Origin of the sequence: Nonomuraea salmonea (assembly GCF_042428605.1) — a bacterium.
GTDB classification, from domain to species: Bacteria; Actinomycetota; Actinomycetes; order Streptosporangiales; family Streptosporangiaceae; genus Nonomuraea; species Nonomuraea salmonea.
Map to the genome: position 1 here is coordinate 688,698 of NZ_JBHMCF010000003.1, position 26,151 is coordinate 714,848.

At 71.8% G+C, this 26,151-nt stretch carries 22 protein-coding genes; 8 read left to right on the forward strand and 14 right to left on the reverse strand.

Going from position 1 to position 26,151, the window contains the following annotated elements:
- From ACFFR3_RS04290 to ACFFR3_RS04320, 7 genes are all read right to left on the reverse strand, one after another.
- Entirely contained in the window at positions 1 to 1,749 is a 1,749-nt protein-coding gene (locus tag ACFFR3_RS04290; protein WP_379482622.1) for a substrate-binding and VWA domain-containing protein, read from the reverse strand.
- An 82-nt stretch (positions 1,750 to 1,831) separates the two neighbouring features.
- Positions 1,832 to 4,378 (reverse strand): bifunctional FO biosynthesis protein CofGH, encoded by a 2,547-nt coding sequence (locus ACFFR3_RS04295; RefSeq protein ID WP_364365248.1) that lies wholly within the window; start codon positions 4,376 to 4,378, stop codon positions 1,832 to 1,834.
- Between the two features lie 50 nt (positions 4,379 to 4,428).
- On the reverse strand, positions 4,429 to 5,325 hold the full coding sequence (locus ACFFR3_RS04300) for a DNA-3-methyladenine glycosylase family protein (protein ID WP_364365245.1): 897 nt from the start codon (positions 5,323 to 5,325) through the stop codon (positions 4,429 to 4,431).
- A gap of 20 nt (positions 5,326 to 5,345) precedes the next feature.
- Positions 5,346 to 6,425, reverse strand: coding sequence for a mannose-1-phosphate guanylyltransferase (gene manB, locus ACFFR3_RS04305; RefSeq protein ID WP_425569220.1), 1,080 nt, complete (start codon positions 6,423 to 6,425; stop codon positions 5,346 to 5,348).
- Between the two features lie 32 nt (positions 6,426 to 6,457).
- Positions 6,458 to 7,573, reverse strand: coding sequence for a glycosyltransferase family 4 protein (locus ACFFR3_RS04310; protein WP_379482623.1), 1,116 nt, complete (start codon positions 7,571 to 7,573; stop codon positions 6,458 to 6,460).
- Between the two features lie 94 nt (positions 7,574 to 7,667).
- Positions 7,668 to 8,573, reverse strand: coding sequence for a lysylphosphatidylglycerol synthase domain-containing protein (locus ACFFR3_RS04315; protein WP_379482624.1), 906 nt, complete (start codon positions 8,571 to 8,573; stop codon positions 7,668 to 7,670).
- Positions 8,570 to 9,397 (reverse strand): class I SAM-dependent methyltransferase, encoded by an 828-nt coding sequence (locus ACFFR3_RS04320; protein WP_364365236.1) that lies wholly within the window; start codon positions 9,395 to 9,397, stop codon positions 8,570 to 8,572. The genes ACFFR3_RS04315 and ACFFR3_RS04320 overlap by 4 nt, the downstream gene beginning before the upstream one ends.
- A gap of 93 nt (positions 9,398 to 9,490) precedes the next feature.
- Here ACFFR3_RS04320 and ACFFR3_RS04325 point away from each other — a divergent pair, with 93 nt between their 5' ends.
- From ACFFR3_RS04325 to ACFFR3_RS04335, 3 genes are read left to right on the forward strand one after another with little or no spacing between them, the layout of a single operon-like run.
- The gene (locus ACFFR3_RS04325; RefSeq protein WP_345396524.1) at positions 9,491 to 9,703 is read left to right on the forward strand and encodes an SPFH domain-containing protein; all 213 of its coding nucleotides are present in this window, start codon (positions 9,491 to 9,493) and stop codon (positions 9,701 to 9,703) included.
- Positions 9,697 to 10,053, forward strand: a complete 357-nt coding sequence (locus ACFFR3_RS04330; RefSeq protein ID WP_364365233.1) for a hypothetical protein — start codon at positions 9,697 to 9,699, stop codon at positions 10,051 to 10,053. Before ACFFR3_RS04325 ends, ACFFR3_RS04330 begins: the two co-directional genes overlap by 7 nt.
- Positions 10,054 to 10,062: 9 nt before the next feature.
- Positions 10,063 to 11,022 carry a lysylphosphatidylglycerol synthase transmembrane domain-containing protein gene (locus tag ACFFR3_RS04335; protein ID WP_364365231.1) on the forward strand — a complete coding sequence of 320 codons (960 nt, stop codon included), beginning with the start codon at positions 10,063 to 10,065 and terminating at the stop codon, positions 11,020 to 11,022.
- Here ACFFR3_RS04335 and ACFFR3_RS04340 read toward each other — a convergent pair.
- The 3 genes from ACFFR3_RS04340 to ACFFR3_RS04350 all read right to left on the reverse strand — a co-directional run bounded on the left by ACFFR3_RS04340 (position 10,923) and on the right by ACFFR3_RS04350 (position 15,036).
- On the reverse strand, positions 10,923 to 11,984 hold the full coding sequence (locus ACFFR3_RS04340; protein ID WP_364365228.1) for a glycosyltransferase family 4 protein: 1,062 nt from the start codon (positions 11,982 to 11,984) through the stop codon (positions 10,923 to 10,925). The genes ACFFR3_RS04335 and ACFFR3_RS04340 overlap by 100 nt on opposite strands.
- Before the next feature lie 3 nt (positions 11,985 to 11,987).
- Positions 11,988 to 12,917, reverse strand: a complete 930-nt coding sequence (locus ACFFR3_RS04345; RefSeq protein WP_364365225.1) for a glycosyltransferase family 2 protein — start codon at positions 12,915 to 12,917, stop codon at positions 11,988 to 11,990.
- A gap of 100 nt (positions 12,918 to 13,017) precedes the next feature.
- Positions 13,018 to 15,036, reverse strand: coding sequence for a hypothetical protein (locus ACFFR3_RS04350; RefSeq protein WP_379482625.1), 2,019 nt, complete (start codon positions 15,034 to 15,036; stop codon positions 13,018 to 13,020).
- A 363-nt stretch (positions 15,037 to 15,399) separates the two neighbouring features.
- Between ACFFR3_RS04350 and ACFFR3_RS04355 the strand changes: the two genes are divergently transcribed.
- From ACFFR3_RS04355 to ACFFR3_RS04375, 5 genes are all read left to right on the forward strand, one after another.
- Complete coding sequence (locus tag ACFFR3_RS04355; RefSeq protein WP_379482626.1) at positions 15,400 to 16,854, forward strand: glycosyltransferase family protein; 1,455 nt, start codon at positions 15,400 to 15,402, stop codon at positions 16,852 to 16,854.
- Between the two features lie 162 nt (positions 16,855 to 17,016).
- Positions 17,017 to 18,675 carry an LCP family protein gene (locus ACFFR3_RS04360; protein WP_345396504.1) on the forward strand — a complete coding sequence of 553 codons (1,659 nt, stop codon included), beginning with the start codon at positions 17,017 to 17,019 and terminating at the stop codon, positions 18,673 to 18,675.
- A 173-nt stretch (positions 18,676 to 18,848) separates the two neighbouring features.
- Entirely contained in the window at positions 18,849 to 20,636 is a 1,788-nt protein-coding gene (locus tag ACFFR3_RS04365; RefSeq protein WP_379482627.1) for an acyltransferase family protein, read from the forward strand.
- 56 nt (positions 20,637 to 20,692) lie between these two features.
- Positions 20,693 to 21,733, forward strand: a complete 1,041-nt coding sequence (locus ACFFR3_RS04370) for a glycosyltransferase (protein ID WP_364365213.1) — start codon at positions 20,693 to 20,695, stop codon at positions 21,731 to 21,733.
- A 12-nt stretch (positions 21,734 to 21,745) separates the two neighbouring features.
- A complete protein-coding gene (locus ACFFR3_RS04375) occupies positions 21,746 to 22,459 on the forward strand; it encodes an acetoacetate decarboxylase family protein (RefSeq protein ID WP_364365210.1) in 714 nt (237 codons plus the stop codon).
- 45 nt (positions 22,460 to 22,504) lie between these two features.
- Here ACFFR3_RS04375 and ACFFR3_RS04380 read toward each other — a convergent pair whose 3' ends face one another.
- The 4 genes from ACFFR3_RS04380 to ACFFR3_RS04395 all read right to left on the reverse strand — a co-directional run bounded on the left by ACFFR3_RS04380 (position 22,505) and on the right by ACFFR3_RS04395 (position 26,146).
- Positions 22,505 to 23,389 carry a glycosyltransferase family 2 protein gene (locus ACFFR3_RS04380; RefSeq protein WP_345396489.1) on the reverse strand — a complete coding sequence of 295 codons (885 nt, stop codon included), beginning with the start codon at positions 23,387 to 23,389 and terminating at the stop codon, positions 22,505 to 22,507.
- Positions 23,390 to 23,597: 208 nt separating this feature from the next.
- On the reverse strand, positions 23,598 to 24,365 hold the full coding sequence (locus ACFFR3_RS04385) for a CDP-alcohol phosphatidyltransferase family protein (RefSeq protein WP_345396486.1): 768 nt from the start codon (positions 24,363 to 24,365) through the stop codon (positions 23,598 to 23,600).
- A complete protein-coding gene (locus ACFFR3_RS04390; RefSeq protein ID WP_345409547.1) occupies positions 24,343 to 25,383 on the reverse strand; it encodes an iron-containing alcohol dehydrogenase family protein in 1,041 nt (346 codons plus the stop codon). The genes ACFFR3_RS04385 and ACFFR3_RS04390 overlap by 23 nt, the downstream gene beginning before the upstream one ends.
- A 28-nt stretch (positions 25,384 to 25,411) precedes the next feature.
- Positions 25,412 to 26,146: a phosphocholine cytidylyltransferase family protein gene (locus ACFFR3_RS04395; protein WP_364365206.1), complete on the reverse strand. Its 735-nt coding sequence runs from the start codon at positions 26,144 to 26,146 to the stop codon at positions 25,412 to 25,414.
- Positions 26,147 to 26,151: the final 5 nt, after the last annotated feature.

Here is a 26,151-nt window from a genome sequence, read left to right on the forward strand (position 1 = left end):
TCAGGTCGTCGGCTTGCAGGTGGGGTGGCACAGGCGGCGGGCCAGCGCGGCGAGGAACACGTCGATGATCTCGCCGGGCTCCTGCGCCTCGTGCAGCGAGCCGTTGGTGGCGGCGGCGATCTGCGCCAGCCCGTCGCGGTCCACGCCCTTGCCGAAGGCGATGACGATGATCTGCACGGGCCGGTCGGGGTCCCACTCCTCGCGCAGCCGCCGTACGAGGTCGGGCAGCTTGACGCCCTCGCCGTCGTCCTTGCCCGCGGTGATGACCAGGAGCGCGTTGTTCATCTCCTCCCGGTAGTCGCTCGTCACCCTGCGGAAGCCGCTGAGCACCGCGTCGTACAGGGAGCTGTCGCGGCGCGGATGCGCGGTGATCGTGCTGGTCAGCTCGTCGAGGCGGGCCTTGCGGACGACCTGGCCGCGCTCCGGCTCGCTGATCGGGCCGAGGCCGACGAGCTGCCGGTAGCCCTTGATGCCGCCGATGCCGCCGGCGAACTCCCACAGGCCCATGTGCGTGGAGTCGGGGAAGAGCCGCAGGCCGATCTTGGCGGCTTCGAGGGCGACGTCCAGCCGGGGGCGGCCGTTCAGCCGCTCGGCCATGTGCTTGGAGGTGTCGGCCAGCACGAGGATGTTCGTCGCGGGGGCCAGGCGGCTCCAGGCGCGCAGGGCCTCGTCGATGTCATCCGGTGAGACCGACGTCCTGGTCAGGGGCGCGGTGGTGGGGAGCTGCGGGCCTGGCGAGATCGGGCCCTGGCGGCCGTCGCCCGACCTGAACCCGGCCCGCCTGACGATCTCCTGCGCCTGCGGGCCGCGCAGCCACGCCGCGAACGCGCTGGACGCCTCGGCCACCGCCGGGTCGCCGGCGGTCACGACGTACGGGTAGTCGAGGCTGATCGTGCCCTCGCGCGGGTGCAGCGCCACCACCGGGTCGGCCGACGGCCGCAGGCCGTGCTGGAAGACCGACTGCTCCGGAACGATCACGACGGGCCGCTGCCAGAACGTGCGGTCGTCCACGGCGGCCAGCATGCTGCGGTAGTCGGGCGCGGAGCCGGCCTGCGCCCACCGGACGAACGCGGTCAGCGCCTTGTCGGCGTCGGGCCCCGAGCCGACGACGTCCCTCGCGGCGGCCACGGTCGCGATGCCGGCGCCGGCCAGCGAGGGGTCGGGCACGCGGACGACGTCGGGCTCGTCGGCGGTGGGCGCCAGCCGCCCGCGTACGGTCGAGGGGAAGACCATCCGCCAGTTCATCTGCGTGCCGCCCACGGAGAAGCGCCTGGCCAGCGACGACCGCGTGGCGAACACCAGCGGCGAGGTGGCCACCACGCTCTCCTCGGCCGGCAGCGCGCTCGCGCCCTGCTGGCGGGCCAGCCTGATCCAGGCCGAGGAGTCGGCGATCCAGCCGTCGGGCCGCTCGCGCAGTACGCCGGCCCGGTCGCCGATGAGCGTGCGCAGGACCGTGGCCGGCGGCTGCTCGGTCACCTGGACGAGCACGCACCGGCCACCCGCGGCCGTCTTGGTCGCGTTGAACGCGTCGGCCGCCTCCATGACGGCCGGCGCGATGTCCACGGCGGCCGCGACGTCGACCAGAACAGGCTCTCGCGTGCGGCACAGCAGGCCGCCGCCGCCGAAGACGACGACGAGACCGGCCGCGACGATCGCCACGGCCGTCAGCCCCGCCAGCATGCCGCGTCTGAACGCCTTCCTGCGGCGCTGCTCGGGGGACAGCGCGGCGTGGTGCCGACCCAACCGCACGGTGAACCTCTCTCCCGGGGGAGTGACGATTCTCCCAGCGCCTCACCTGGCGCACGCAAGACGTTGTTAGAACATGTTACAACTAGGCCAGTGGCAGGACCTTTCTGACGCTCTGACAGACGCCGTCGCTGGCCGCCGAGGCCGCCAGCCGCTCCGCGCTCGGGACGCCGTACTCGGTGGTGCGCTGCCTGACCGGGCGGCCGCTCACCTCGACCATCGCGCGCAGCTCGCTGATCGTCTTGTACGACCCGTTCTCCGACCCGGCCATCCGGCTGATCGTCTCCTCCATGAGCGTGCCGCCGAGGTCGTTGACCCCGCCCTGGAGCACCTGGCGGCACAAATCGTCCTGGAGCTTGACCCAGGAGCACTGGATGTTGGCGATGGCGCCGTGCAGCAGGATCCTGGCCAGCGCGTGCACGGCCCTGTTCTCCTGCGCGGTGGGGCCCGGCCTGGCCACGCCCGCGAGATAGATGGGCGCGCTGGTGTGCACGAACGGCAGCAGCACGAACTCCGAGAAGCCGCCGGTCTCCTCCTGCAGCCTGCGGATGAGCTTGATGTGCCTGACCCAGTGCAGGTGGTTGTCCACGTGGCCGTACATCATGGTCGAGGTGGTGGGGATGCCCACCCGGTGGGCGGTGGTGATGACCTCGATCCACTCCTTGGCCGGCAGCTTGCCCTTGGTGAGCACCCAGCGCACGTCGTCGTCGAGGATCTCGGCCGCGGTGCCGGGCAGCGAGTCCACGCCGGCCTCCTTGGCGGCCTCCAGCCAGTCGCGGATGGACAGGTTCGTCCGGCTGGCGCCGTTGATGACCTCCATCGGGGAGAAGGCGTGCACGTGCATGTCCGGCGTGCGCTCCTTGACCGCCCGCGCGATGTCGAAGTACGCGGTGCCGGGCAGGTCGGGGTGGATGCCGCCCTGCATGCACACCTCGGTCGCCCCAGCCGCCCACGCCTCCTCGGCGCGGTCGGCGACCTGGTCGAGGCTCAGGGTGTAGGCGTCGGCGTCGGTCCTGCGCTGGGCGAAGGCGCAGAAACGGCACCCGGTGTAGCAGACGTTGGTGAAGTTGATGTTGCGGTTGACGACGTAGGTGACGTCGTCGCCCACCGCCTCTCGGCGCAGCCCGTCGGCGATGGCGGCCAGCTCGTCCAGCGCCTCGCCGTCGGCGCCGAGCAGGGCCACGGCCTCGGCGTCCGTCAGCCCGGCCGGGTCGGACCCGGCGCGCCGCAGCGCCTGCCGCACGTCGCTGGGCGTGGCGGCGGCGACCGTGCCGAGCCGTTCGCGCAGGGCGTCCCAGTCGCCGTAGACGTGGTCGAAGTCGTCGCGGCGGTCGTGGGTGCGGCCGGTCGTGTCCACCTCGACGTGCAGGTCCACCCGGCCGGACGCGGCGAATCCGCCGTCGGGCTCCTGCCACGGGCGGCCTTCGAGCACCGCGTCCTCGCGGGCCAAGCCTGTGTCGGGGTCGGCGAGCGCGGCGACGTGGGCGAACAGGCGAGGGTCGAGCCAGGGCTCGCCGGCGCGGACGTACTCGGGGTAGATGGTCAGGCGTTCCCTGAGCGCGAACCCGGCATCGCGCGTGCGTGCCGCCAGCTCGTCGATCTGCGGCCACGGCCGCTCCGGGTTGACGTGGTCGGGGGTGAGCGGGGACACGCCGCCCCAGTCGTCGATGCCGGCCCTGATCATCAGCTCGTACTCGGCGTCCACCAGGTTGGGCGGCGCCTGGAGGCGTACGCGGGGGCCGAGCACGAGCCTGGCGACCGCGATCGTGGCGGCCAGCTCCTGCAGGTCGGCGTCCGGCAGGCCGCGCATCGCGGTGTCGGGCTTGGCGCGGAAGTTCTGCACGATGACCTCCTGGACACCGCCGTACTCCCTGGCCACCTTCCTGATCGCGAAGATCGACTCGGCGCGGTCCTCGACGGTCTCGCCGATGCCGATGAGGATGCCCGTGGTGAACGGCACGTTGGAGCGCCCGGCGTCCTCCAGCACCCGCAGCCGCACGGCCGGGTCCTTGTCGGGCGAGCCGTAGTGCGGCTGCCCCTTCTCCTCATAGAGCCGGCGCGACGTGGTCTCCAGCATCATGCCCATCGACGGCGCCACCGGCTTCAGCCGCTGCAGGTCGCGCCAGCTCAGCACCCCGGGGTTGAGGTGCGGCAGCAGACCGGTCTCCTCCAGCACCCTGATCGCCATGGCCCGGACGTAGGACAACGTGTCGTCATAGCCATGGGCGTCGAGCCACTCCCTCGCCTGGTGCCAGCGATCCTCCGGCCGGTCGCCCAGCGTGAACAGCGCCTCCTTGCACCCCATCGCCGCCCCCTGCCGGGCGATCTCCAGCACCTCGTCAGGGCTGAGGAACGGCGCGGGCAGCTTGTGGGGCGCCGTCGCGAACGTGCAGTAACCACAGCGGTCCCGGCACAGCCGGGTCAACGGGATGAAGACCTTCTTGCTGTAGGTGATGATCCCCTCGCGGCCGACGGTCCGCAGCCCGGCGTCGCGCACCCGGGAGGCGTGGTCGAGGAGCGTGTCGAGGTGGCCGTCACGGGCGTGCAGCAGGACGGTCGCCTCGGTGACGTCGAGCGTCTTGCCGTCCCTGGCGCGGGCGAGGGCGCGGCGGAGCGCGGAGTCAGAACTCATAAGGTGCACAGTACGTCGGCCTGAGTTCGCCGTACGCACCCAGGGTCGGCTCAGAACGACCGGTAGTCGCGCACCGGCATGCGCGGCCCCCTGGCCGGCGGGCGCAGCCCGGTGAGCCAGACCAGCACGGTCGCCCGGTGCCGATGCCCCGCGTACGGCTCCAGCAGCCGCAGCATCCCCCTGTCGTCGGTCTTCTCCCCCGTCAGGGCGTAGCCGACCAGCTTGGCCAGGTGGAAGTCGCCCACGCTGACCGCGTCGGGGTCGCCGAGCGCCCGCTGCCGCACCTCCGCCGAGGTCCACACCCCGACGCCGGGCAGCGCCCGCAGCAGCCGGTCGAGCTCCTGCGTGGTGGCCGCCGCCTCCAGCTTGCCGGCGTGCCAGGCCGCGGTGGCGATGGTCCGCGCGCGGACGGCCTCCGCGCCCGCCCGGTGCCAGTGCCAGCTCGGGATCTGCCGCCACACCACGGGCTCAGGCACCACCCGCATGCCCTCGGGCGCGGGACCAGGCGCGGGCTCGCCGTAGTGCGTCAGCAGCCAGCGCCAGGCCCGCCACGCCTCCCTGCCGACGACCTTCTGCTCCAGCACGGCGGGCACCAGCGCCTCCATGACGCGGCCGGTCCGCCCGATGCGCACCCCCGGATGCTTGCGTACGGCCTCGGCCAGCACCTCGTGCCGGACACTGAACCCGGACAGGTCGTCGTCCGCGCCGAGCAGCGCGGGCAGCGTCTCCAGCGCCCAGTCGGCGCCCGGCCCCCACGCCCGCCCGAGCACGGTGCCGGCCGCGACGCTCACCCGGAGCGTGCAGGGCCCGTCGGGAGTCCTTGACGTGCGCCACACCGAGCCGTCATTGCCCTTGCGCCAGGTGGGGTCGCCGCCGCCCCTGCGGTGCGGGTGCAGGGCCAGCTCGACGTCGAGCGGCCCGCCGGGCACCCACCTGCGCTCTTTCACACGTCCAGTCTGCCGCGTGCTCAGACGTCGCTGGAATAGCGCAGCGCCCGCTCGGGCAGCTCGACGCCCGGCCAGATGCGTACGCCGTGCTGCAGCTCGTTGCCGGGCCCCACGATCGCGCCGTCGCCGATGACCGCGTCGCGCACCACCGTGCCGGCGCAGACGCGCGCGCCCTGGCCGAGCACCGAGTCGGTGACGGAGGCGCCCGCCTCGACCACGCAGCCGTCGCTCAGCACCGAGCCGGCCACCGTGGCGCCCGCCTCGATCACCGCGCCGGCGCCGACGGCCGTGCCGCCCAGCACCTTCGCCTCGGACGAGACCCGCGCGCCGTCGAGCGCCAGGTATTCGCCGGTCGGGCCGGGCAGCGCGGGCGAGGCCAGCCGGCCCAGCACCAGGTCGCGCGAGCCCTGCACGAACGCGGCCGGCGTGCCGACGTCGAGCCAGTAGGTGCGGGTGGCGTAGCCCAGCACGAGCCGCCCCGACTCGATGAGCCCGGGGAACGTCTCGCGCTCGACCGACACGACCTCGTCGCGCGGGATCGAGTCGATCACCGAGCGGGTGAAGACGTAGCAGCCGGCGTTGATGCGGTTGGTGACGGGGTTGGGCGTCTTCTCCAGGAAGGCCGTCACGCGGCCCTCGTCGTCGGTCGGCACGCAGCCGAACCGGCTCGGGTCGTCCACTTCTGTCAGATGGAGCGTTACAGCGGCCTCGCGCGCGCGATGGAGACGCACCTGCTCGCCGATGTCGTGGCCGGACAGGATGTCGCCGTTGAGGATGAGCACCGGGTCGTCGGGCCCCGACGTGAGCGCCTCCGCGGCGTTGCGGATCGCGCCGCCCGTGCCGAGCGGGGTCTCCTCCGTCATGTACTCGAGCGTGAGCCCGAACCCCGAGCCGTCGCCGAAGGCCGGCTCGAACATGGACGCCTTGTAGGAGGTCGCGAACACGATCCGGCGCACGCCGAACGATCGCGCCCGCGCCAGCTGGTGGGCCAGGAACGGCACCCCGGCGGTCGGCAGCAGCGGCTTCGGCGTGCCCAGTGTCAGCGGACGCAGGCGCGTGCCCTGCCCCCCGACCAGGAGGATCGCCTCGAGGTCTGGCAAAGAGCTCTCCATCACTCCGTGAGGTTACCGAACTATTCGATCGCGCGTTGATAGGAGCTGAGATGCGCCTCGGCCGAGGCGTCCCAGGTGAATTCGCGGGCCCTGGCGAGCCCGGCCTCCCGCAGTTGCCGCCTGCGCTCGGGGGCGGCCAGCAGCTCGCCCAGCGCGGTGGCGATGCTGTCGGCGTCGGGCTCGGTGTAGGCGACGGCGTCGCCGCCGACCTCGGGCAGCGACGAACGGTGAGTCGTCAGCACCGGCGCGCCGCAGGCCATCGCCTCCAGCACCGGCAGCCCGAACCCCTCGCCGCGCGAGGGGAAGGCCACGACGAGCGCGCCGCCCAGGAAGCCGGGCAGGTCGGGCGCGCTGAGGTAGCCGGGCCTGATCACCCTGACCGTGGCCTCGACCTCCCGGCAGGCGGCGTCCACGTCGTCCTCGTGCACGCCGCCGCCGATGACCAGCGCGGGCGGCCGGTCGAGCCGCTTGACGGCGGCGGCGAAGCCGCGGATGAGGTTGGGAACGTTCTTGCGGGGGTCGAGCGCGCCCAGGAACGCGACGTACGGCTGGCCGTGCAGCCCGCACCTCGTGGCCGCCCGCTGGATCTCCTCCTCGGTCGGCGGGTGGAACTGCGCCAGGTCCACGCCGTGGTAGGCGACGTCGATGCGGGTGGGGTCGGCGGCGAGCACGCGGACCAGCTCGTCCCTGGTCGCCTTGGACGGCACGATGATGCGCCGGGCGTGGCGGACGGCGGTGCGGGTGGCCGAGCGAAAGAAGGAGGCGCGCGGGCCGTGCTGGTCGGGCTCGGTGAACCAGGTCGCGTCGTGCACGGTCACCACGGTCGGCACGCCGGAGCCGAGCGGGATGGAGTAGTAGGGGGCGTGGATGACGTCGGCCCCCGCCTTGCGGGCCAGCAGCGGCAGGCCGCTCTGCTCCCACGCGAGCCTGGCGGCCCTGTTGGTGATGGCGACGGGGCCTGGGATGATCTCGGCGGACGGCGCGAGGCGGCGGTAGCGTTCGGCTTCGGAACGCTGGCAGACGACGGACAGCTCGGCGCCGGCGCGGTCGAGCGCGGCCACGAGCCCGTCCACGTATCTGATCAGCGCGCCGCGGTCCGCGGGGACCGCCGCCGCATCGACGAGCACACGAGGCATACGAAGATCTTCTCCCCTCAAGATCAACGTGGGACGGGCGTCTCCCTCTTGAAATTTCAGCTTATGACCAGCCTCCCCTAAATCGTGGGCCAAATCACACTGAGTCGCGACGAGCTGCGATTCCGGCGGTTCCGGCGCAGATCAGGTCACCGGCGATGATCACGATCCGGGAGGCGAGGGCGACCGCGATGGCGGAGCCCCGGTCGAGCTGCGGGGCCAGCACCGCGACCATGGCCAGCTCCCTGACACCCGCCCCCGCGGGGATCACGAAGGTCATGATGCCGAGGCACCACGACAGCGCGAACGCGCCGACCGCGAAGACCAGGCCGCCCTGCGGGACGACGAAGTAGAGGTGGACGCCGTAGGCCACCCAGCCGGCCAGCGCCCAGGCGAGCGCGGTCAGCATGCCTCGCCTGGTCAGCGGGCGTTCGAGCGGCTCGCGCTTCAGCTTGCGCAGGGCGAAGCCGATCACCGCGTTGACGACCTTGGGCTCCAGCAGCACGAGCAGCAGCGGGATGAACAGCAGCAGCCAGCCGTAGCGGTCCCAGCCGAGCGTGACGAGCGTGACCAGCAGGCCGGTGGCGAGCTGGACGGGCATCATCAGGAAGAACGCCGTCGCGCTGCGGGGGCGCGGCACGCCGAGGTCGCGGCCCATCTCCATCTGGGCGAGCATCGGCCATACCGTGCCGGGGATGTATTTGCCGAGCTGGCCGACGAAGAACACCTTCGCGGCCGGGCGCAGGGGCAGCGGCGAGCCGAGGTCGGCCAGCAGGGTGCGCCAGGTCAGCATGGCTCCGAGCAGCGCGGCGACCACCGCGACCAGCGAGCCGGCGAGCGCGGGGACCGACAGCCTGGCGAACCCGGCCACCACGGCGTCCCACTCCCTGATCACCGCCCATGCGCCGAAGCCGAGCGCGACGGCCAGGAAGCCGTATCTCACCAACCGGCGAGCAGGTGAGCGCCGGGGAACGGCCTCGGAAGCGGCCTCGTCGGTGGTCACAGCGGCCGCACCCGCTCGGGCGGCTGCGGCAGGTGCGCGCCCACCGGGCGGCGGGCCCGCTTGGTCGCCACCCACAGGTACGTCGGCACGACCGGCAGCAGCAGCTTGAGCACTCCGCGCGGGGTACGCGACAGGACGGCCTTGACCACCTTGCCGAGCACTCCCGGGAACAGCTCGCCGCCCGCGAACGTGGTCGGCGTGGCGAGCACGGGGAACGTGTAGTCCCAGATGTGGAAGGCCCGCAGCATCTTGCGCAGCCCGCGCCGCGTCCTGAACCGCTCGTAGTAGTGGTCGGCCCGGCCGGACGCGCGGACGTAGCGGTCGGCGAGCGCCGGCGGCAGATAGGACAGGAACGGCAGCTTGTAGTGGGGCTCCATGATGCCGAGCCGGTTGCCGAGCCCCAGGTAGAGCACGCCGTCGTCGGACAGCACCCGGTGCATCTCGGCCACCACCGCGTCGGGGTCGACGACGTGCTCGTAGATGTGGTTGAAGACCAGCACGTCGATCGAGCCGTCGGGGAACGGCAGCGCCGTGCCGTCGCCGCAGACGAACGCCACCCGCTCGCCGAACCGGTCGGCCGCCTTGCGCAGCCCCGGCACGTCGATGTCGATGCCCAGCGTGTGGCGGGCACCGGCCCGCGCCAGCTCGTCGGCGATGAAGCCGGCCGAGCAGCCGACGTCGCCCACCGTGAGCCCGTCGAGCGGCCCGTGGAAGTGCTCGAGGACGGCGATGATCTTCGCCGCCTTCCGCCGCCGCTTCTCCTCGTCGAGCATGGCGGACTGGAACTCCGAGTATTCGAGCTGCGCGACCCGTTCTTTCACCACGACTCCCAACCGTACCGACCTCTGCGCCCATCCGACGTCAAACCGCTTTGGTACGGTGTCCGACCTGGCGGGGGGCTGACGAACGGGGGCATAGTGGCACTTCTCGACAAGATTCGCGGCGAGTTCATCGACATCGTCGAATGGCTGGACGACAGCCGCGACACCCTCGTCTGGCGTTTCCCCCGCCACGACAACGAGATCAAGATGGGCGCCCGGCTCGTCGTGCGCGAGTCACCCGCCGCGAGCGGCGCACCCGCTGGTACCCGGCACAGGGCAGGGTGGCCAGGAATGTCGACGACGTGCTGATCCCGGCCACGCACCGGCTCCCCGCCGACCGCCTCGACGCGCTGCAGCCGTGGCCGCTCGGGCGGGCGGTGCCGTACGCGCCCGCGTACGTGGCCGGGCACCACAGCCTGCGCTACGACGTCGAGCCGCGGGCGGGCATGGACCGGGCGAAGGGCGTCATGGCCGAGGCCATCGAGGGCGACTGCCGGCGCGACATCGGCGGCAGGACGTACCAGGTGCTGATCAACGGGGTGAGCGGGGAGGTCCAGGGCGAGCGGCCGTACAGCGTGGTGAAGATCGTCTCTGCGGTGCTGGCGGCGCTGGCGCTGGTGGCCGTCGTCGTCTGGCTTTACCAGGCGTACCGCGCGTAACCTGAGCCAATGCTCCGCCGCCTGCTGCGCCTCCTCCTCGCCCTGGTCGCGCTCGGTTTCCTGGGCTACGGGCTGGCCGCCAACTGGGAAGAGACCACCGGCGCGCTCGCGCGCATGTCGCCCTGGGCGGTGCTAGGAGCCTTCGGCTCGGTGCTGCTCGGCCAGTTCTTCATGCTGGTGGCCTGGCGGGAGATCCTCGCGGGGCTGGGCACGCGGGTGCCGGTGCGGGTGGCCGGGCGGATCATGTTCGTGGGGCAGCTCGGGAAGTACATCCCGGGTGCGGTGTGGGCGTACGCGGCGATGATGGACCTCGGCCGCGACCACGGCAGCCCGCCGCGGCGCACGTTCGCGACGATCTCGCTGGGCCTGGTGATCAACCTCGGGGTGGCGATCTCGATCGCCGCGGCCACGCTGGGAACGCTGGAGGCGGTGCGGCAGGCGTGGTACCTCGTGCTGCTGGTGCCGGTGATCATCGTTTGCCTGCATCCCAAGGTGCTGACCTGGGGGCTCAACCTGGCCCTGCGCATCGCGCGCAAGGAGCCGCTGGAGAGCGTGCTGCCCGGCCGTACGGTGCTGGTGGCGGTGGGCTGGACGGCGCTCGGCTGGCTCGTCTACGGCCTGCACATCTGGCTGGTCGCCGGGAGCGCCGACCTCTATGTGATCGCGACCGGCGCCTACGCGTTCGCCTGGGCCACCGGCATCCTGACCGTCGTGGTGCCGGCCGGCGTCGGCGTCAGGGAGGGCGCGCTGGTGCTCGTGCTCGGGCCGGTCATCGGCACGCCGCCGGCGCTCGCGGTGGCGATCGTGTCGCGGGTGGCGTTCACGCTGGCCGACGCGGCGCTCGCGGGGCTGTTCGTGCTGCTCGGCCGTCAGGCGGCCAGCAGCGTGCCCGCGTACGCCGACCAGAACGGCTCGGGATCGACCGCCTTGACCCCCGACCGCAACCTCTCGGGCTCGCCCGAGGCGTAGAACCGCTCGATCGCCTCGCGCAGGGCCCCCACGTCGTTCGGCTCGACCAGCAGGCCGTCCACGCCGTCGGTGACGTGCTCGGCCAGCGCGCCCACCCTGGTCGCGATCACCGGCACGCCGTGCTCGTGGCCGAGCCAGACGTTCTGGCTGGCCGTGGCGCTGCGGTAGGGCAGCACGAGCGCGTCGGCGGCGGCGAACAGCCTCGGCACCTCGCCCGCGGCGACGTAGCCCGGCCGCAGCTCGACCCGGTCGCCGATGCCCAGCTCGGCGATCAGCGCCTTGGTCTCGTCGAGCCCGCCCCAGAACTCACCGGCCACGGTCAGCGAAACACCGTCGGGCAGCGCCCGCAGCAGCAGGTCGAGCCCCTTGTACGGCCGCACGATGCCGAAGAACAGCAGCCTGCGGTGCACCTCGGCGGAGCGCTCCGCGGTCGTCGAGGGCAGGTGGGGCGGCAGGCCGGCCACGCTGACCGGCTTGGAGGTGAGCCCGCAGGCCAGCTCCGCCTGCTGCTCGGAGTGGGCCAGCACGCCGTCGACCCGCTTGAGCAGCGCCTTCATCAGCGGCTCGTCGTAGGGCTTGCGCTCGTGCGGCAGCACGTTGTGGCACAGGGCGATCGCCTTGGTGCGGCGCTTGAGCCCGTACAGGATGCCGAGGTAGGCGGGCACCTGCACCGGGCTGAGCACGGCGAGCACGACCAGGTCGGCCGAGCGCAGCCGCCGCCCGGCGGCCACCCAGCCGTCGGGCCGCCGCCAGTCGAGCCGGCGCACGGTCCTGTCGTAGGGGGTGCCCTCAGGCGCGGAGATCGTCTGCTGCCCCGGATAGAGGAACGACGGATATTGGGCGCGCCACGACTCGATCACCACGTCGTGGCCCAGCGCCGCCAGCCGGTGCGCCAGCTCCGTGGTGTGCTGGGCCCCGCCCCCCTTGTACGGATACGTCGGCCCGACGATCGCGATGCGCACCGGTCACTCTCCCCGCGAGCGCACGATCAGGTCGGCGAGCAGCGCGACCGACCCGATCAGCATGCCCGACAGGAAGATCATGACGGTGTTGGCGGGGAAGTAGAACGGGTGCTCGATCATGTCCCAGACGCCCTTGACGAACCCGATGCCCACCAGCCACAGCGCCGGCGGCATGAGCACCTTGAGCGGGTTGAAGTACATGATCATCCGCAGCACCTGCAGGATGTAGCGGTAGGCGTCGGAGACGAAGCTGAACTTCGACTTGCCGGCCCGCTTCGCGTAGTCGGTCGGCAGGTAGTAGATGTCGTGCTGGTTCATCAGGAACGACAGCGTGATCGTCGTGACGCACGAGAACCCGGGAGGCAGCAGCCGCAGGTAGGGCCGCGCCACCGACTTGCGGAAGGCCCGCAGCCCCGAGTTGAGGTCGGGGATCTTCTGGCCGGCCAGCATCTCGGCCACCTTGCGGATCACCCACTTGGCCGGCACGCGCAGCAGCTTGTGCGAGCCCTCCTCGCTGGTGCGGGCGCCGACCACCTGGTCGAACGAGGGATCCTTCTCCAGGATCTGCACCAGCTCGGGGATGCGCTCGTTGGCGTAGGACATGTCGGCGTCGGTCCACACCACGATCTCGCCCCTGGCCTCCTGCGTGCCGATGCGCCGCACGGTGCCGGAGCCGCCGTTGCGGTGGAAGGCGCGGATGCGCAGGTGGGGATAGTCGGGCGCGGCCTCCTTGAGCCTGGCCAGCGTGTCGTCGGTGGAGCAGTCGTCGATGGCGACGAGCTCGTAGGTGTAGCCGCTCGAGTCCATCGCCTTGGTGATGCGCTCCACCTCGTCGATGACGTGGTCCTGCTCGTTGTAACAGGGCAGGACGATCGTGACGTACGGCGCTTCTTCCACGGCGGTTCCACTCTTGGGGGTCTCAGGCGTGCTCACGGGGGTCGAGGTTACTCTGCCCCGCCGAAAGGCGAGTGCACATCACTCCACCGGGTGCCCCCGGTTCCAGGGCTGTTCCTTCCAGTGTGACCCATCCCGGTCAAGCGACGGCCATCCACACGTTGATCCGCAGTGACCATGTGGCATTGGGGGCCTCAATGAGCGAGCGCTCGTCCTGCCGGGTGACCAGCCGCATCACCTGCGTGGGCCGCCCGTACGGCGCGACCTGCGGCTCCTCGGCGCCCAGCAGCACCGGCACCCGGCCGGCCGCGCGCACCCGCTCGATCTGGCGGCGCACCTCGCGCTCCGGCGCGACGTCGGTGCCCGCCCGCTTGACCTTGGCGGCCGGTTTTCCGCACATTCCCCGTACGACCTGGACGAACCGGTCGCCGGTCACCCGCTCCACGAACAGCACCGACGCCCGGTCGGGCAGCCGCGCGCACATCTCCTCGACCGCCGCCGCCTCACCCCGCTCGACCGGCGTGAACGCGGTGCCGATCGACGTCACCACCGGCGGCGCCAGCACCAGCAGCACCGCCATCACCGTGCCCCACTTCAGCACCAGCGGGCCGTGCCGGTCCATGAGCCGGCGCAGCCGGGCCAGCCCGTACGCGGCCAGCAGGATCACCCCGGGGATCACCACCGGCACCAGGCGGCGGGCGGCCCACGGATGGTCGGGGGTGATCTCAGGGCGCAGCAGCGTCGTGACCGTCGTCCAGCCCACCACCGCGAGCGGCAGCAGCCAGGTGAACGACGAGCCGTCGCGCAGCAGCCTGCGCACCAGGAGGGCGGCGGCGATCGTGGCCAGGGCGAGCGTCGCCGGGCCGACGTACCAGGTGAGCCAGTGCAGGGAGTTCTCGAAGTAGAGGCGGGTGCCGTCCTCCGGCAGGCCGTTGGCGCGCTGGATCTGCCGGATCATCTCGTACGTGCGCCAGTCCTCCGGGTTCGCCGGATCCCTGGTCACGGTCTGGTACCACGGGCGGGCGTACAGGGCGGCCATCAGCAGCACGGTCAGCACCGCGCCGGTCCTCGGCAGCCAGCCCGGCAGGCTGATCCGGGCGAGGGCGGGGGCGGCGGCCGTACCTGCGAGGGTGAGCACGAGGACGGCGGCGCAGATGAGCAGCAGCGGCCGCACGGAGCCGCTCAGATAGTCGAGGTACGGCCTGGCCAGCAGATACGCCGCCGCCAGCCCGACGCAGGCCCCGGCGACCAGTCCCGCGAGCAGCGGCGGCCCGAGCCGCCCCACCGGCCTGCCCAGCCTGCGCAGCGCGATCAGCAGCCCGGCGAACGCCAGCACCGGCAGCACGTCGCGCAGCCCGTCGATCCTGACCAGCACCGCCAGCCCGAACACCAGCCCGGCCAGCCCCGCCGTGCCCCGGCCCGGCCGGCCGTCACGGGCTCGCTCCAGCGCGTCGTACGCCAGGGCCAGCCCGCCGAACAGCAGGATCATCGACGGGATCTCGCTGAACGTGGTCCGCGAGGTGTAGAGGACCGGCATGCAGACCGCGAACACCGTCGCCGCCAGCACCGCCCACCGCGCGCCCGCCAGCCGCGCCACCACGCCGCCCAGCGTGAGCACCGCGAGCGCGCCCAGCACGGCCGGCACCACGAACGGCGCCCCCAGCCAGTCACCGATCGCGAACAGCATCGGCGGCCCCGGCATGAACTGCGGCAACACCCCGCCGTCCACCGCGTAGAACCCGACGCTGTCGAACTCCAGCCCCGCGTCGGGCCCGCCGAACGCCTCGGCCTGCGCCGGGATCGGCAGCGAGCCGTGGGCGGCGATCCAGGCGGCGTACTGGGCGTAGGTGGCCGGATCACGCCTGACGGCGAGCTGCTCGCTGTGCAGGAGCACGTTGAACACCCCGGACGCCACCGCCACCCCGACGACCCCGCCGAGCTGCCACCAAGCCGCCCGCAGCGCTCCGGCCCACAGGCCGCGGGTCCCCGCCCAGCACAGCAGCACCGCCATGGGGACCCCGAGCACGGTGACGAGCACCGGCGTGAACCGGCCGAGCAGCAACAGCGGCAGCCCGGCCAGCAACCAGCCCGCCACGGCCAGCGCGGGGAGCACCGACAGCGCGGCGAGCCACCGGCCGGGACGATGATCGTGTTCCATCGGAGACCGAGCGTATCCAACCCCGCACACCCCTCGCGGCCACGGCAGCCGCCAGAGGCCCCGGAGGCACGGGAGAGGCGAAAACGCCGGTAGCGTACGCGACGTGCCGGAGATGGGAAGGACCAGCCGTTGATGGCGGACCCGCATGCCGAAAGGCCCGCGAACCCCGCACCCCCAGAAAAGCCCGCGCGACCCGCGAGCCCGCGTCCGCGCGCGGAAGAACGCGCGGAAGAACGCGCGGAGGAACAGGGGCAACGCACCGAGCCGGCTCAGCGCGCGGAAGAGCATGGGCAACGCACCGAGCCGGCTCAGCGCGCCGAGCCTCCGGAGGAGCGGGCAGGAAGGCGGCGGAGGGGGGCCGGGGTGCGGGAGCGGGTGCGGCGGCATCGGTGGTTCCTCGCCGTGCTGGGGCTCGGGGCCGTGCTGCGGCTGCTCGCCATGCTGGGGTACCGGCCCGCGCTGTGGTTCCCCGACTCCTACACCTACATCGTCACCGTCTTCAGGCCCCGCCCCGACCTGGTGCGCCCGGCCGGCTACTCGATGTTCCTCAAGCTGCTGGAACCGCTGCACGCGTTCGGCGCGGTGACGGTGGCGCAGCACCTGCTGGGCCTGGCGACCGGGGTGCTGATCTACCGGACGGCGCGCAGAGCACCCAGGTGGGCGGCGACGCTGGCGGCGGTTCCTGTGCTGCTGGACGCGTACCAGATCGAGCTGGAGCACCTGCTCGTCTCGGACACGCTCTTCATGTTCCTCGTGGCGACGGCGGTCATGCTGGCCACGACGGCCCGCCCTGCGACGGTGGCGGGCATCGGCCTGCTGCTGGCGGCGGCCACGCTGACCAGGACCGTCGGGCAGCCGCTGATCGTCCTGCTGGCGGCCTGGTTCGTGCTGCGCGGGCGGATCAGACTGGCGGGTGTGCTGGTGGCGGTCGCGCTGGTGCCGCTCCTCGCGTACGGGGCCTGGTTCTACGCCACGTACCAGCGGGTGGGCCTGATCGGCGCGAACGGCGTCTTCCTGTACGCCCGCACGATGTCCTTCGCCGACTGCGCCGAGATGGACCCGCCGCCCGACCTGCGGGAGCTGTGCGACGCGCGCCCGCCCGACCAGCGGCCGCCCTCGCAGGAGTACATCTGGGCCCAGGACTCCCCGCTGGTGCGGCGGCCCGGCATCACGTTCACGAAGGAGACCGACGACCTGGCGGGCAGGTTCGCGATGCTGGCGATCACCAAGCAGCCGCTCGACTACGCCGGGTCGGTGCTGTCGGAGCTGGCCCGCACGTTCCGCTGGGACCGCCCGGTCTATCCGGACGCCGAGATCTACGGCTACTACCAGTTCCCGGACGAGCGCCCCGGGCCACCTGGCCGCTATCCCGCGCAGGTCGGCGCCGAGTATGCCAAGCTCTACGAGCAGGGTGCGATCGGCACGGAGATCGTCGAGCCATATGCCGGCTGGCTACGGGCCTACCAGAGCGTGGCGCGCCTGCCCGGCACGCTGCTGCTGGCAGTCCTGCTCGTGCCACCGGTGGCGGCGATCGCCCGCAGACGCGCGGGCGACCGCCCAGGCAACGGCCTGACGACGCCTCCGCCCTGGCTGGCGCCCTGGTCGGTGGCCGTCGTGCTGCTGATCACGCCGGCCGCGGCCGCTGAGTTCGACTACCGGTACGTCCTGCCGGCCGTGCCGGTGGCCTGTCTGGCGGCGGCCCTCGCCATCGGGCCCGCGGAGCGGAGACGACGCGAACAAGGACGCGAACGAGAGCGAAGCGGCCGGGGGCGTGACGAGCGAGGACGCCCTGGTCGCGGAGAAAGAGTTTGGCGATGATATTCCACCCAATGTCCGGCTCTGAGTATGCTGTGCGGCGGAAACATCACACCCGGGTCACGGCCGTTCCCCACGTTCATGACCCGTGGCACGCCGTACGTGACCTAGTCTCGTGGCGCGGAGCGACCATGCCGGCGGCGCAAGGAGTGAGGTCGGGGGCGTATGACTGACTACAGGAGCGTGCCGGTAGTCGATTCCGTGCACGACCGCCGATCGGCCGCCACCCAGCCGGGCAGCAGGATGGCCCGCAGAGCGGCCGCCGCCGCCCCGCCGCCGCCACCGCCGCCCGACGACCGTCCCCCGCGCAGCCACCGCTCCGGCGGCTCCGGCGGCGGCCAGACCAAGATGCGCGTGCTGGCGTACGTGAGCATCGGCGTCACCACGGTCATGGTGGCGGGTGCGCTGACGGCGTACACCGCCTATCGCGACGCCTTCGGCAACATCAACGAGAAGAGCGTCAAGGAAGACATCATCAACCCGCGCCCGCCCGACACGGGCGCGCTCAACGTGCTGCTCGTCGGCTCCGACACGCGCGCGGGCGCCGGCAACGCGAGATACGGCCAGCAGCTGGCCCGCGAGGCCAACGCGGGCGGCAAGCGCACCGACACGATCATCCTCCTGCACCTGTCGCCCGACCGCGACAAGGCGCGGCTGATCAGCTTCCCGCGCGACTCCATGGTGCAGATCCCCAAGTGCAAGAACGAGGCCACCAAGCAGGAGATGCCGCCGCGCCGCGACATGATCAACTCGGCGTACAACTCGGGCGGCATCGCCTGCACGATCTCCACCATCGAGACCCTCACCGGCATCCGCGTCAACCACTTCGTCGAGGTGGACTTCAGCGGCTTCAAGAACATCGTCGACGCGCTCGGCGGCATCGAGATCTGCCTCAAGTCGGGCGTCAACGACAAGGCGTCCAAGCTGGTGCTGCCGCCCGGCAAGAGCCTGCTCAACGGCGAGAAGGCGCTCGGCTACGTACGCCTGCGCAAATACGGCGACGGCAGCGACATTCAGCGCATCAAGCGCCAGCAGATCTTCCTCAGCAAGGTCGTCGCCAAGGCCACCAGCAGCGAGCTGCTGACCGACGTGGGCAGGCTGCGCGACTTCATCGCCGCGGCGGCCGGCTCGGTCACCATGGACCCCGAGCTGGCCAACGACACCGAGCAGCTCATCCAGATCGCGCTGAGCGCGAAGGAGATGACCGCCAACGGCGTCAAGTTCACCACCGTGCCCTGGGTCCCCGACCCCGAGGACACCAACCGGGTGGTCTGGAAGCAGCCCGACGCCAACGAGCTGTTCACCTCGATCAAGACCGACACCGAGGTGACCAAGACCGCCGAGGCGGGCGCCGACACGCCGGCCAAGCCGAAGGCCAAGATCAAGCCTGAGCAGGTGCGCGTCCAGGTGCTCAACGGCACCAAGACCGTCGGCAAGGCCCGCGAGGTCGCCGACGAGCTGGCCAAGCAGGGCTTCACGGTCGTGGGCCTGGGCAACTACGAGGCCCCGGGCGGTGCGAGCCTGGCCAAGAGCGAGATCCACTACTCCAAGACCGCCGAGACCGCCGCCGACCACGCCCTTACTCTGGGCGGGTCCGTCCTGCCGAAGCCGCAGGCCGCGTCCGGGAAGGTGAAGGCGGTCGGGGCGCAGCCGTACACCGGGGCCGTGGCCACCACGGCCGGTGCCGGGGCGCCCGCGAAGGGCACGCCGGTGATCCAGCTCGTGGTCGGCGAGGACTTCGACTCGGTCAAGGTGACCAAGCTGCCCGACAGCGTCAACAACAGCACCATCACCGCGTCCGAGCAGAAGAACGTGTGCACCTGAGGCTCCAAGTTCCCTGTGTAACGAGCCGTTCTGGCTCGCTACGAGAGACAGGAGTCTGAAGGCGGGATAGTCTGTGGCGGTCGGCGACGCAGCGCTGAACGGGCCCGCAACAGTCCATCACCGCGCTGCCGTCGTGTTCCCCGGCCCCGAGCGAAGCTGAGCGACTTCCTTCTGTGTCTGACACCAGTTCCTCCCGACCGGCCACGACCCCGCGGCGTCCCGAAGAGGAGGGACCTGCCAACACGGGATCCCGCTGGCCGCTGCCGGAAGAGACCTTCTGGAGCGAGTCCACCGACCCGCACGGGGTGGCGCCAGGCGAGCTGACGCAGCCCCAGCCGGCCATCACCCCGGACGCTCCCGCCCCCCGGTCTCGCGGCACGAGCCCCGAGGCCGGACGCTCGCGCGGCCGCAGAGGCGCCGACGCCGGCCACCCCTACTCCAACGGCCACGGCTCCGAGCCGGCCCGGCCGCTCGCCGACGACCGGCGCGCGGACCCGGGCTCACCGCTCGCCAACGGCCGTGGCGCGGAGGCAGGACAACACCGCGGCCGGGCCCCCGAGGCCGGCCCGGCCCGTGGCCGCGGCTTCGAGGCCGGACAGGCTCGCGCCGCCGCCCCCGAGATCGGCGAGGCGCGTGCGCAAGGCCGCGACGCCGCCGCCCCTGGGGGCAGGCGGGCTCGGGCCGTGGCGGGTGACGAGCCCGTGGCGCCGCGCGGGCGGCGGGCCAAGGAGCCGGTCGCGGGACCTGACGGGGTCCTGGTGGCGGGGGGCCCTGAGCCGGGACAGGCGGTGCCCTCCGGACAGCCCGAGGGGCAGCCGGCCGGCCGGCCCGCGGGGCGAACCGCAGGCCGACGTGCCGAGCAGCCCGCCGTTCCGGTGGCAGCGGGCGCCGGGCAGCGGCCGGCGGCGACGCCGGGCGCCGGTGGCCAGGAGCGGCCGGAGCCGCAGCAGCAGCCGGAAAAGCCGAAGCGCAAGCGCGACCCGTTCCTCGACAACGTCAAGTTCGTCCTGATCGCCCTGGTACCGATCGGCCACTCCCTGGTGCCGACGCTGGCCGCCGACTCGGCGCGGGCGGCCTACATCTTCATCTACACGTTCCACATGCCGCTGTTCGTGCTGATCAGCGGCTACCTGTCCAGAAACTTCTGGAACTCCAACGCCAAGACCAACAAACTGGTCGACACGTTCCTCATCCCGTACGTCATCGTCGAGGTCGGCTACGCCGCGCTCCGCTTCGCGCTGGGCCAGAAGTGGAGCCTGACGATCATCGACCCGGCGTGGCTCAACTGGTATCTGCTGGCGCTGCTGTTCTGGCGGCTGTCCACACCGGTGTGGAAGCGGATGAGATACCCCGTGCCGGTGGCGATAGCGATCTACCTGTTCGCCGGGTTCTCCCAGATCTCGGGCGACTTCAGCATGGACCGCTTCTTCGGCCTGCTGCCGTTCTTCGTGATCGGCCTCGTGATGCAGCCCGAGCACTTCGAGATGCTCAACCGCCGCTGGATCAAGATCGTCGCGGTGTTCACCGTGCTGGGCGCGGCGGCGGTGGCCATCTACATCGCGCCCAAGTCGCCGCTCGGCCCGTTCTACTACAAGAACAGCTACCAGGACCTGCACCTGTCCTGGTGGATGGGCCTGGGCGTGCGTACGGGCCTGCTGATCTGCGCCCTGGCGATGTGCTTCGCGGTGCTGGCGCTGGTGCCCAGGAAGGAGACCTGGTACACCGACCTCGGCACCCGCACGCTCTACTGCTACCTGCTGCACGGCATCCCGGTGCTGATCGCCAAGGAGATGGGCTGGCTGTCGGTGCCGTGGCTCTACGGCCCGCTGGGCGTGCTCGCGATCGCGTCGAGCTGTTTCGCGCTGGCCATCATCCTGTGCCTGGCCGAGACCCGCACGCTCTTCAAGTGGGTGCTCGAACCCCGCCTGACCTGGCTCTATCGCCGCCCCTCACGAAGTTAAGCGATCGTTTTCCCCGCATTAACGCCGTTGACCGGGTGGGCGCGGAGCATCGACACATGCGCGCATGTGTCGCCACGACCGTCCATCATCCCGAGGACGCCCGGATCATGCACCGGCAGATCCGGGCGCTGCTCGACGCGGGCCACGAGGTGACCTACGTGGCGCCGTTCACCCATTTCAACGTGACACCCGCCATGGAGCTGACCGCGGTGGACGTGGCGCACCTCGCCTCGCCGGGCCGCGCGCGGGCCGCGCTCAGACGCGGCCTGCGGGGCGCGGACCTGCTGATCGTGCACGAGCACCGGCTGCTGCGCATGCTGCCCCACCGGCGTCCTCACGTCGTCTGGGACGTACGCGAGCAGGTCTCCCCCAGGCGGCTGGCCCGCGCGCACCGGCGCCACGAGGTGATCACCCCCGCCGAGGTGCCCGAGGCGACCCTGGTCTCCCCCGCCCCGCCGGCGCCGGGCGACACGAGGGTCGTGCACCTCGGCCGCCTGTCGGTGGAGCGCGGCGTGATGGAGCTGATCGGCCTGGCCGAGCGGCTGGTGCCGCACGGCATCAGGCTCGACCTGATCGGCGCCGCCGCCCCCGGCGTCCGCCCGCTGCTGCGCGACGCGCAACGGGTGGGGCTGCTCGACTGGTACGGCCACGTCCCGCTCCGCCACGCCCTGCGCATGGCAGAGGGCGCGCTGGCGGGCCTGTCGCTGGCCGACGCCACGGTGGCCACGCCGCCCACCAAGATCCTCGACTACATGGGCCGCGGCCTGCCGGTGATCACCACCCCGCAGGGCGCGGCGACGGTCGAGCCGGCCGGCTGCGGGCTGGTGGTGCCGCTGGACGTGGACGCGGTGCTGAACGCCGTCCTGGACCTCAAGGAGGACCCGGCGCTGCGGCTGAAGCTGGGCGCGCTCGGGCACGTGGAGGCCCGCCTGCACCACCACTGGCCCGACCACGCGGCCGCGTTCGTCCAGCGGGCCGAGACGTGGGCCGCGCGCCCGTCCAGGGCGGGCCACGATGGCGCCGCGGGCTGGTTTCCGTTGCCCCGACACAGCCGGACGCCACCCGGCGCGGGAATGGCCACAGGACGTGGCGGTTGATGTACTGGTGCCATGGCATCGCATCTGATCCAGGGCCGGACACTGGACATGCCCGTGCGGGTGAGGGACGCCGAGGTGTGCAGTGCCTTCTACCCGGTGCGTGCCGACGCCGCGCGGGCGGTGATCGCCTACTCCGGGCTCGACGTGGCCGAGGTGCTGCCCGGCAAGGCCGTGTGCGTGCTGGTGTTCGCCGACTACCGCGACGGTGACCTCGACGCCTACCACGAGTTCGGCATGGCCTTCCTGGTGCGCAGGCCGGGCGTCCCCGCGAGCGTGGGCCCTGGCGAGCTGCGGCACGCGGGGGTGTTCGTGCACTGGCTGCCGGTCGACCAGACGTTCACGCTGGAGGCCGGGCGGTCGTTGTGGGGGTTTCCGAAGGAGCTGGCCGACATCGAGCTGCGGCTGCGGTCGCCGTACAAGCGGTGCATCCTGCGCAAGGACGGGCGGCTGGTGCTCGATCTTCTGGTCAAACCGGGCGTGCCGGTGCCGGGGGCGAGCGTGATGGCGCCGCTCGACGCCTACACGCACCGCGACGGCCTCACCAGGGTCGTGCCGTGGACCGTGCGGGCGCGCGGCGCCCAGGTGCGTCCCAGCGGCGCGCTGATCCGCCTGGGCAACCACCCCATCGCCAAGGAGCTGAGCGAGCTGGGGCTGCCCAAGCGGGCGATGTTCAGCAGCACGGTCGCGCACGCCGCGATGTGCTTCGGCGAGGCCAGACGGCTGTGAACGTCGGGCTGCGAGCGTCGGGCCGTGAGCGTCGGGCCGTGAACGTCAGACGATGGGCGGGCGGCCCAGCTTGACCATGCGCCACGCGGTGCGCCACGCCATCGGCCGCCGCTCGCCGGCCGGGGTGCGCAGGCCCTCGAAGAAGCCGGAGAACCACGCCTTGAGCGCGGCCGAGGAGCCGCGCTCGCGCACCAGCGTGAGCACCACCCAGTTGGTGAGGTAGAGGAAGGCCAGCGGCCACGGCAGGTTGCGGCGGGCCAGCCAGACCCGGTTGCGGGCGTTGAGGCGGTAGAACTCCGTGTGCCTGGTCGGCGGCACCTGCGGGTGGTACATCACCGTCTCGGCGTCGTATTCGATGCGGTAGCCCTCGCCGAGCAGCCGCCAGGCCAGGTCGGTCTCCTCGTGGGCGTAGAAGAACCGCTCGGGCAGCCCGCCGACCTGGAGGAAGGCCGAGCGCCTGATCGCCGACGCGCCGCCGAGGAACGTGGTGACGGGCGACGAGCGCTGCGGGTCGCCGGCCCGCAGGCGCGGCACGTGGCGGCGCTGGCCGATGCCGCCGTCGGGGTCCATCACCCGGAAGGAGATGACCGCGAGGTCGGGCTCGGTGGCGAAGCGGTCGCGCACGTGGGAGACGACCTTCTGGTCGGCGTACCAGCCGTCGTCGTCGAGGAACAGCACGACGTCGCCTGAGCACTCTTCGACGCCCCGGTTACGGCCGGCCGGGATGCCGGTGTTGTGGTCGAGCCGGATCGATTTCACGACCGCGGCCGAACCCTCGGGTGGCGTCGCCGACAACTGGGGCACGTCGGCTCCGTTGCCTACGATCACCACCTCGACGTCGCCGTCGACCTGGTTGAGCGCGGAATCGACCGCCCGGTTCAGCTCCGCAACCCGGTTGCCCATGGTGAGGATGACGCACGAGATCTTCAACGAATCATCGTCCTGACGCGTTGAGAACACGAGCGGAGCATTCTTTCATGATCACCGAGTCTGCTGGTCTGCATGGTCCTGGATGGTGAAGCTAAGCGTATCGGAACCGACAGTGAACCCCCACCGAACCGCGGACGTCCGATCAATACGACGGACAAGACGCCTCGGCGGTTCCGGTGGAGATCAAGCAAGTCGTCTCCGGTGGAGATCAAGCAAGTCGTCTCGATGCCATGATGCTGATCAGATGCAGCACCACTTGCACGGCGGCGGCGATGGCGCAGGCCACCACGAGCACCCGCGTGGCCGTCGGCACGCCGATGACCGCGTCGATGATCGCGGTCACCACGGCCAGCAGCGACAGCTCGATGGGCTGCATGATGCGGTGGAACTGCGTCGCCGCCAGGATCCGGCGGCCCAGCCCGAGCAGCCCCGAGCGGAACTGCACGGCCGCCGCCTCGGTGGCCGCGCCCAGCCCGCCCTTGGCCCTGGCCACCTCCACCAGGTCGCTCTCGGCCTTGATGAGGATGGCGCCGAGCGCGCCCGCGAAGCCGAGCACGGTGTACCAGTCGGGCAGCACCTCGGAGGCCCGCCAGCCGAGCCCGGCCAGCACGGCCGCCTCGGCGAAGTAGGCGCCCACCCGGTCGAGGTAGACCCCGGCGAGCGAGGTCTTGCCCGTCCAGCGGGCCAGCTCGCCGTCGGAGCAGTCGAGCAGCAGGTAGACCTGGATGAGCAGGGCGGCGAGCACGGCCGCCCACAGCCCCGGCAGCGCCAGCACGAACCCGGCCGCCACGCCGGCCACCGTCATCACCCAGGTGAGCTGGTCGGGCGTGACGGGCGTCTTGGTCATCGCCCAGGTGACGTAGATGGACAGCCGGCGCATGTAGAGCACGCCCGCCCAGTGCTCGCCGTTGCGGCGCTCCAGGTGGCCCGCGGGCTGGGCCACCCGCCTCAGCTCAGCTACCGAAGGCCCGGACATAGTCCCCCACCCGATCGCGAATCTCCGAATCCTGCATCCGCAGGTGCTCCAGGATCGTGTAACGGCCGGGGCGAGTGGCCGGGGCCAGTGCGACGACCTCGGCGAACTGCTCGGCACTCAGCCCGATGTCCCCGGGCACGACGGGCAGCTCGTGGCGGCGCAGGCAGCCGACGACCTGCTCGACGCGGGCGGCGTCCTCGCGCAGGAAGAAGCAGAAGGCGGCACCGATGCCGGCGAGCTCGCCGTGGTTGGAGGTGCCGGGGAAGAGCTGATCCACGGCATGAAGGATCTCATGATCTCCACCGCTCGCGGGCCGGGATGAGCCCGCTACGACCATGGAGATGCCCGACAGGATCAGCGACTCGGCGAGCACGGTCAGGAACGCGTCGGACTCGATGGAGTCCTTGCGCCCGATGAGCGCCTCCGCGGCGGTGCGCGACATCGAGCAGGCCAGCCCGTCGATGGGCTCGCCGCGCTCGACGTTGCCGAGCTGCCAGTCCTCGATCGCCGACAGGTTGCTGATGACGTCGCCGACGCCCGCCCGCACCAGCGACTTCGGTGCGCTGTGCACGAAGTCGAGGTCGACGAGGATCGCGAGCGGCATCGGCACCCCGAACGTGCCCTTGCCGCCCTCGTAGACCAGCGAGGCCGTGGGCGAGCAGATGCCGTCGTGGGACAGGTTGGTGGCCACGGCCACCATGGGGATGCCGGCCAGCGACGCGGCGTATTTGGTCGCGTCGATCGTCTTGCCGCCGCCGACGCCCACCACCACCTCGTAGGCGCCCTTGCGCAGGTCGGCACCCAGCGAGACGGCCGCGTCGACCGTGCCGTCGGCCACCCTGAACACCTCGGCCTCGCCCAGCGTGGGCGCGATGAGACTCTCGATGTGGTCGCCCTGGCCGGGGCCGACCGCCACGGCGACCCGGCCGGAGGTGGCCACGCGGCTGTCGGCCAGCAGGGCGCCGAGCTCGGCCACCGCGCCCCGCCTGACGTCCATCGTCAAGGGCGCCGGCAACATCCTCGCGAGAAGCGGCATGCGCGCCCCCTCAGTAGTGGACGGCTATGGTGCGGGCCTTGGCCAGGTCGTCGTGGTTGTCCACCTCGACCCAGTCGACCTCGCCGATGGGCGCGGCGTGGATCAGCTCGCCGCGATCGACCATCTCCTGGTAGCCGTCCTCGTAGTAGAGCTGGGGGTCGCGCTCGTACGTGGTCTTCAGTGCGTCGGCCAGCCGGTCGGCCGCGCCGGGGCGGATGAGGGTGGCGCCGATGTACTCGCCGTAGGCGTCGGCCGGGTCCATCAGCTTGGTGATGCGCCGCAGCGCGCCCTCGGGCGTCAGCGTGACCTTCATCTCCTCGTCGGCCAGCTTCTTCACGTTGTCGACGGCGAGCAGCACGTCGCTCGTCTCGGGGGCCGACAGCAGGGTCTTCTCCACCGAGACGGGGTGCACGGTGTCGCCGTTGACCAGCAGCACGCCCTGGGCGAAGTAGTCGCGCGCGCACCACAGGGAGTAGGCGTTGTTCCACTCCTCGGCCTTGTCGTTGTGCACGAGGGTGAGCCGGACGCCGTGGCGCTCCTCCAGCTCGTCCTTACGCTCCTGCACGGCCTGCGCCGCGTAACCGACGACGACCACGACCTCGCGCAGGCCCACCTCGGCGAGATTGCGCAGCGAGATGTCCATGATCGTGGTTTCGCCGTCGACCGGCACGAGCGCCTTGGGCAGCGTGTCGGTGTACGGCCGCAGGCGTCGTCCGGCCCCAGCGGCCAGAACCATTCCCAGCAACGTGC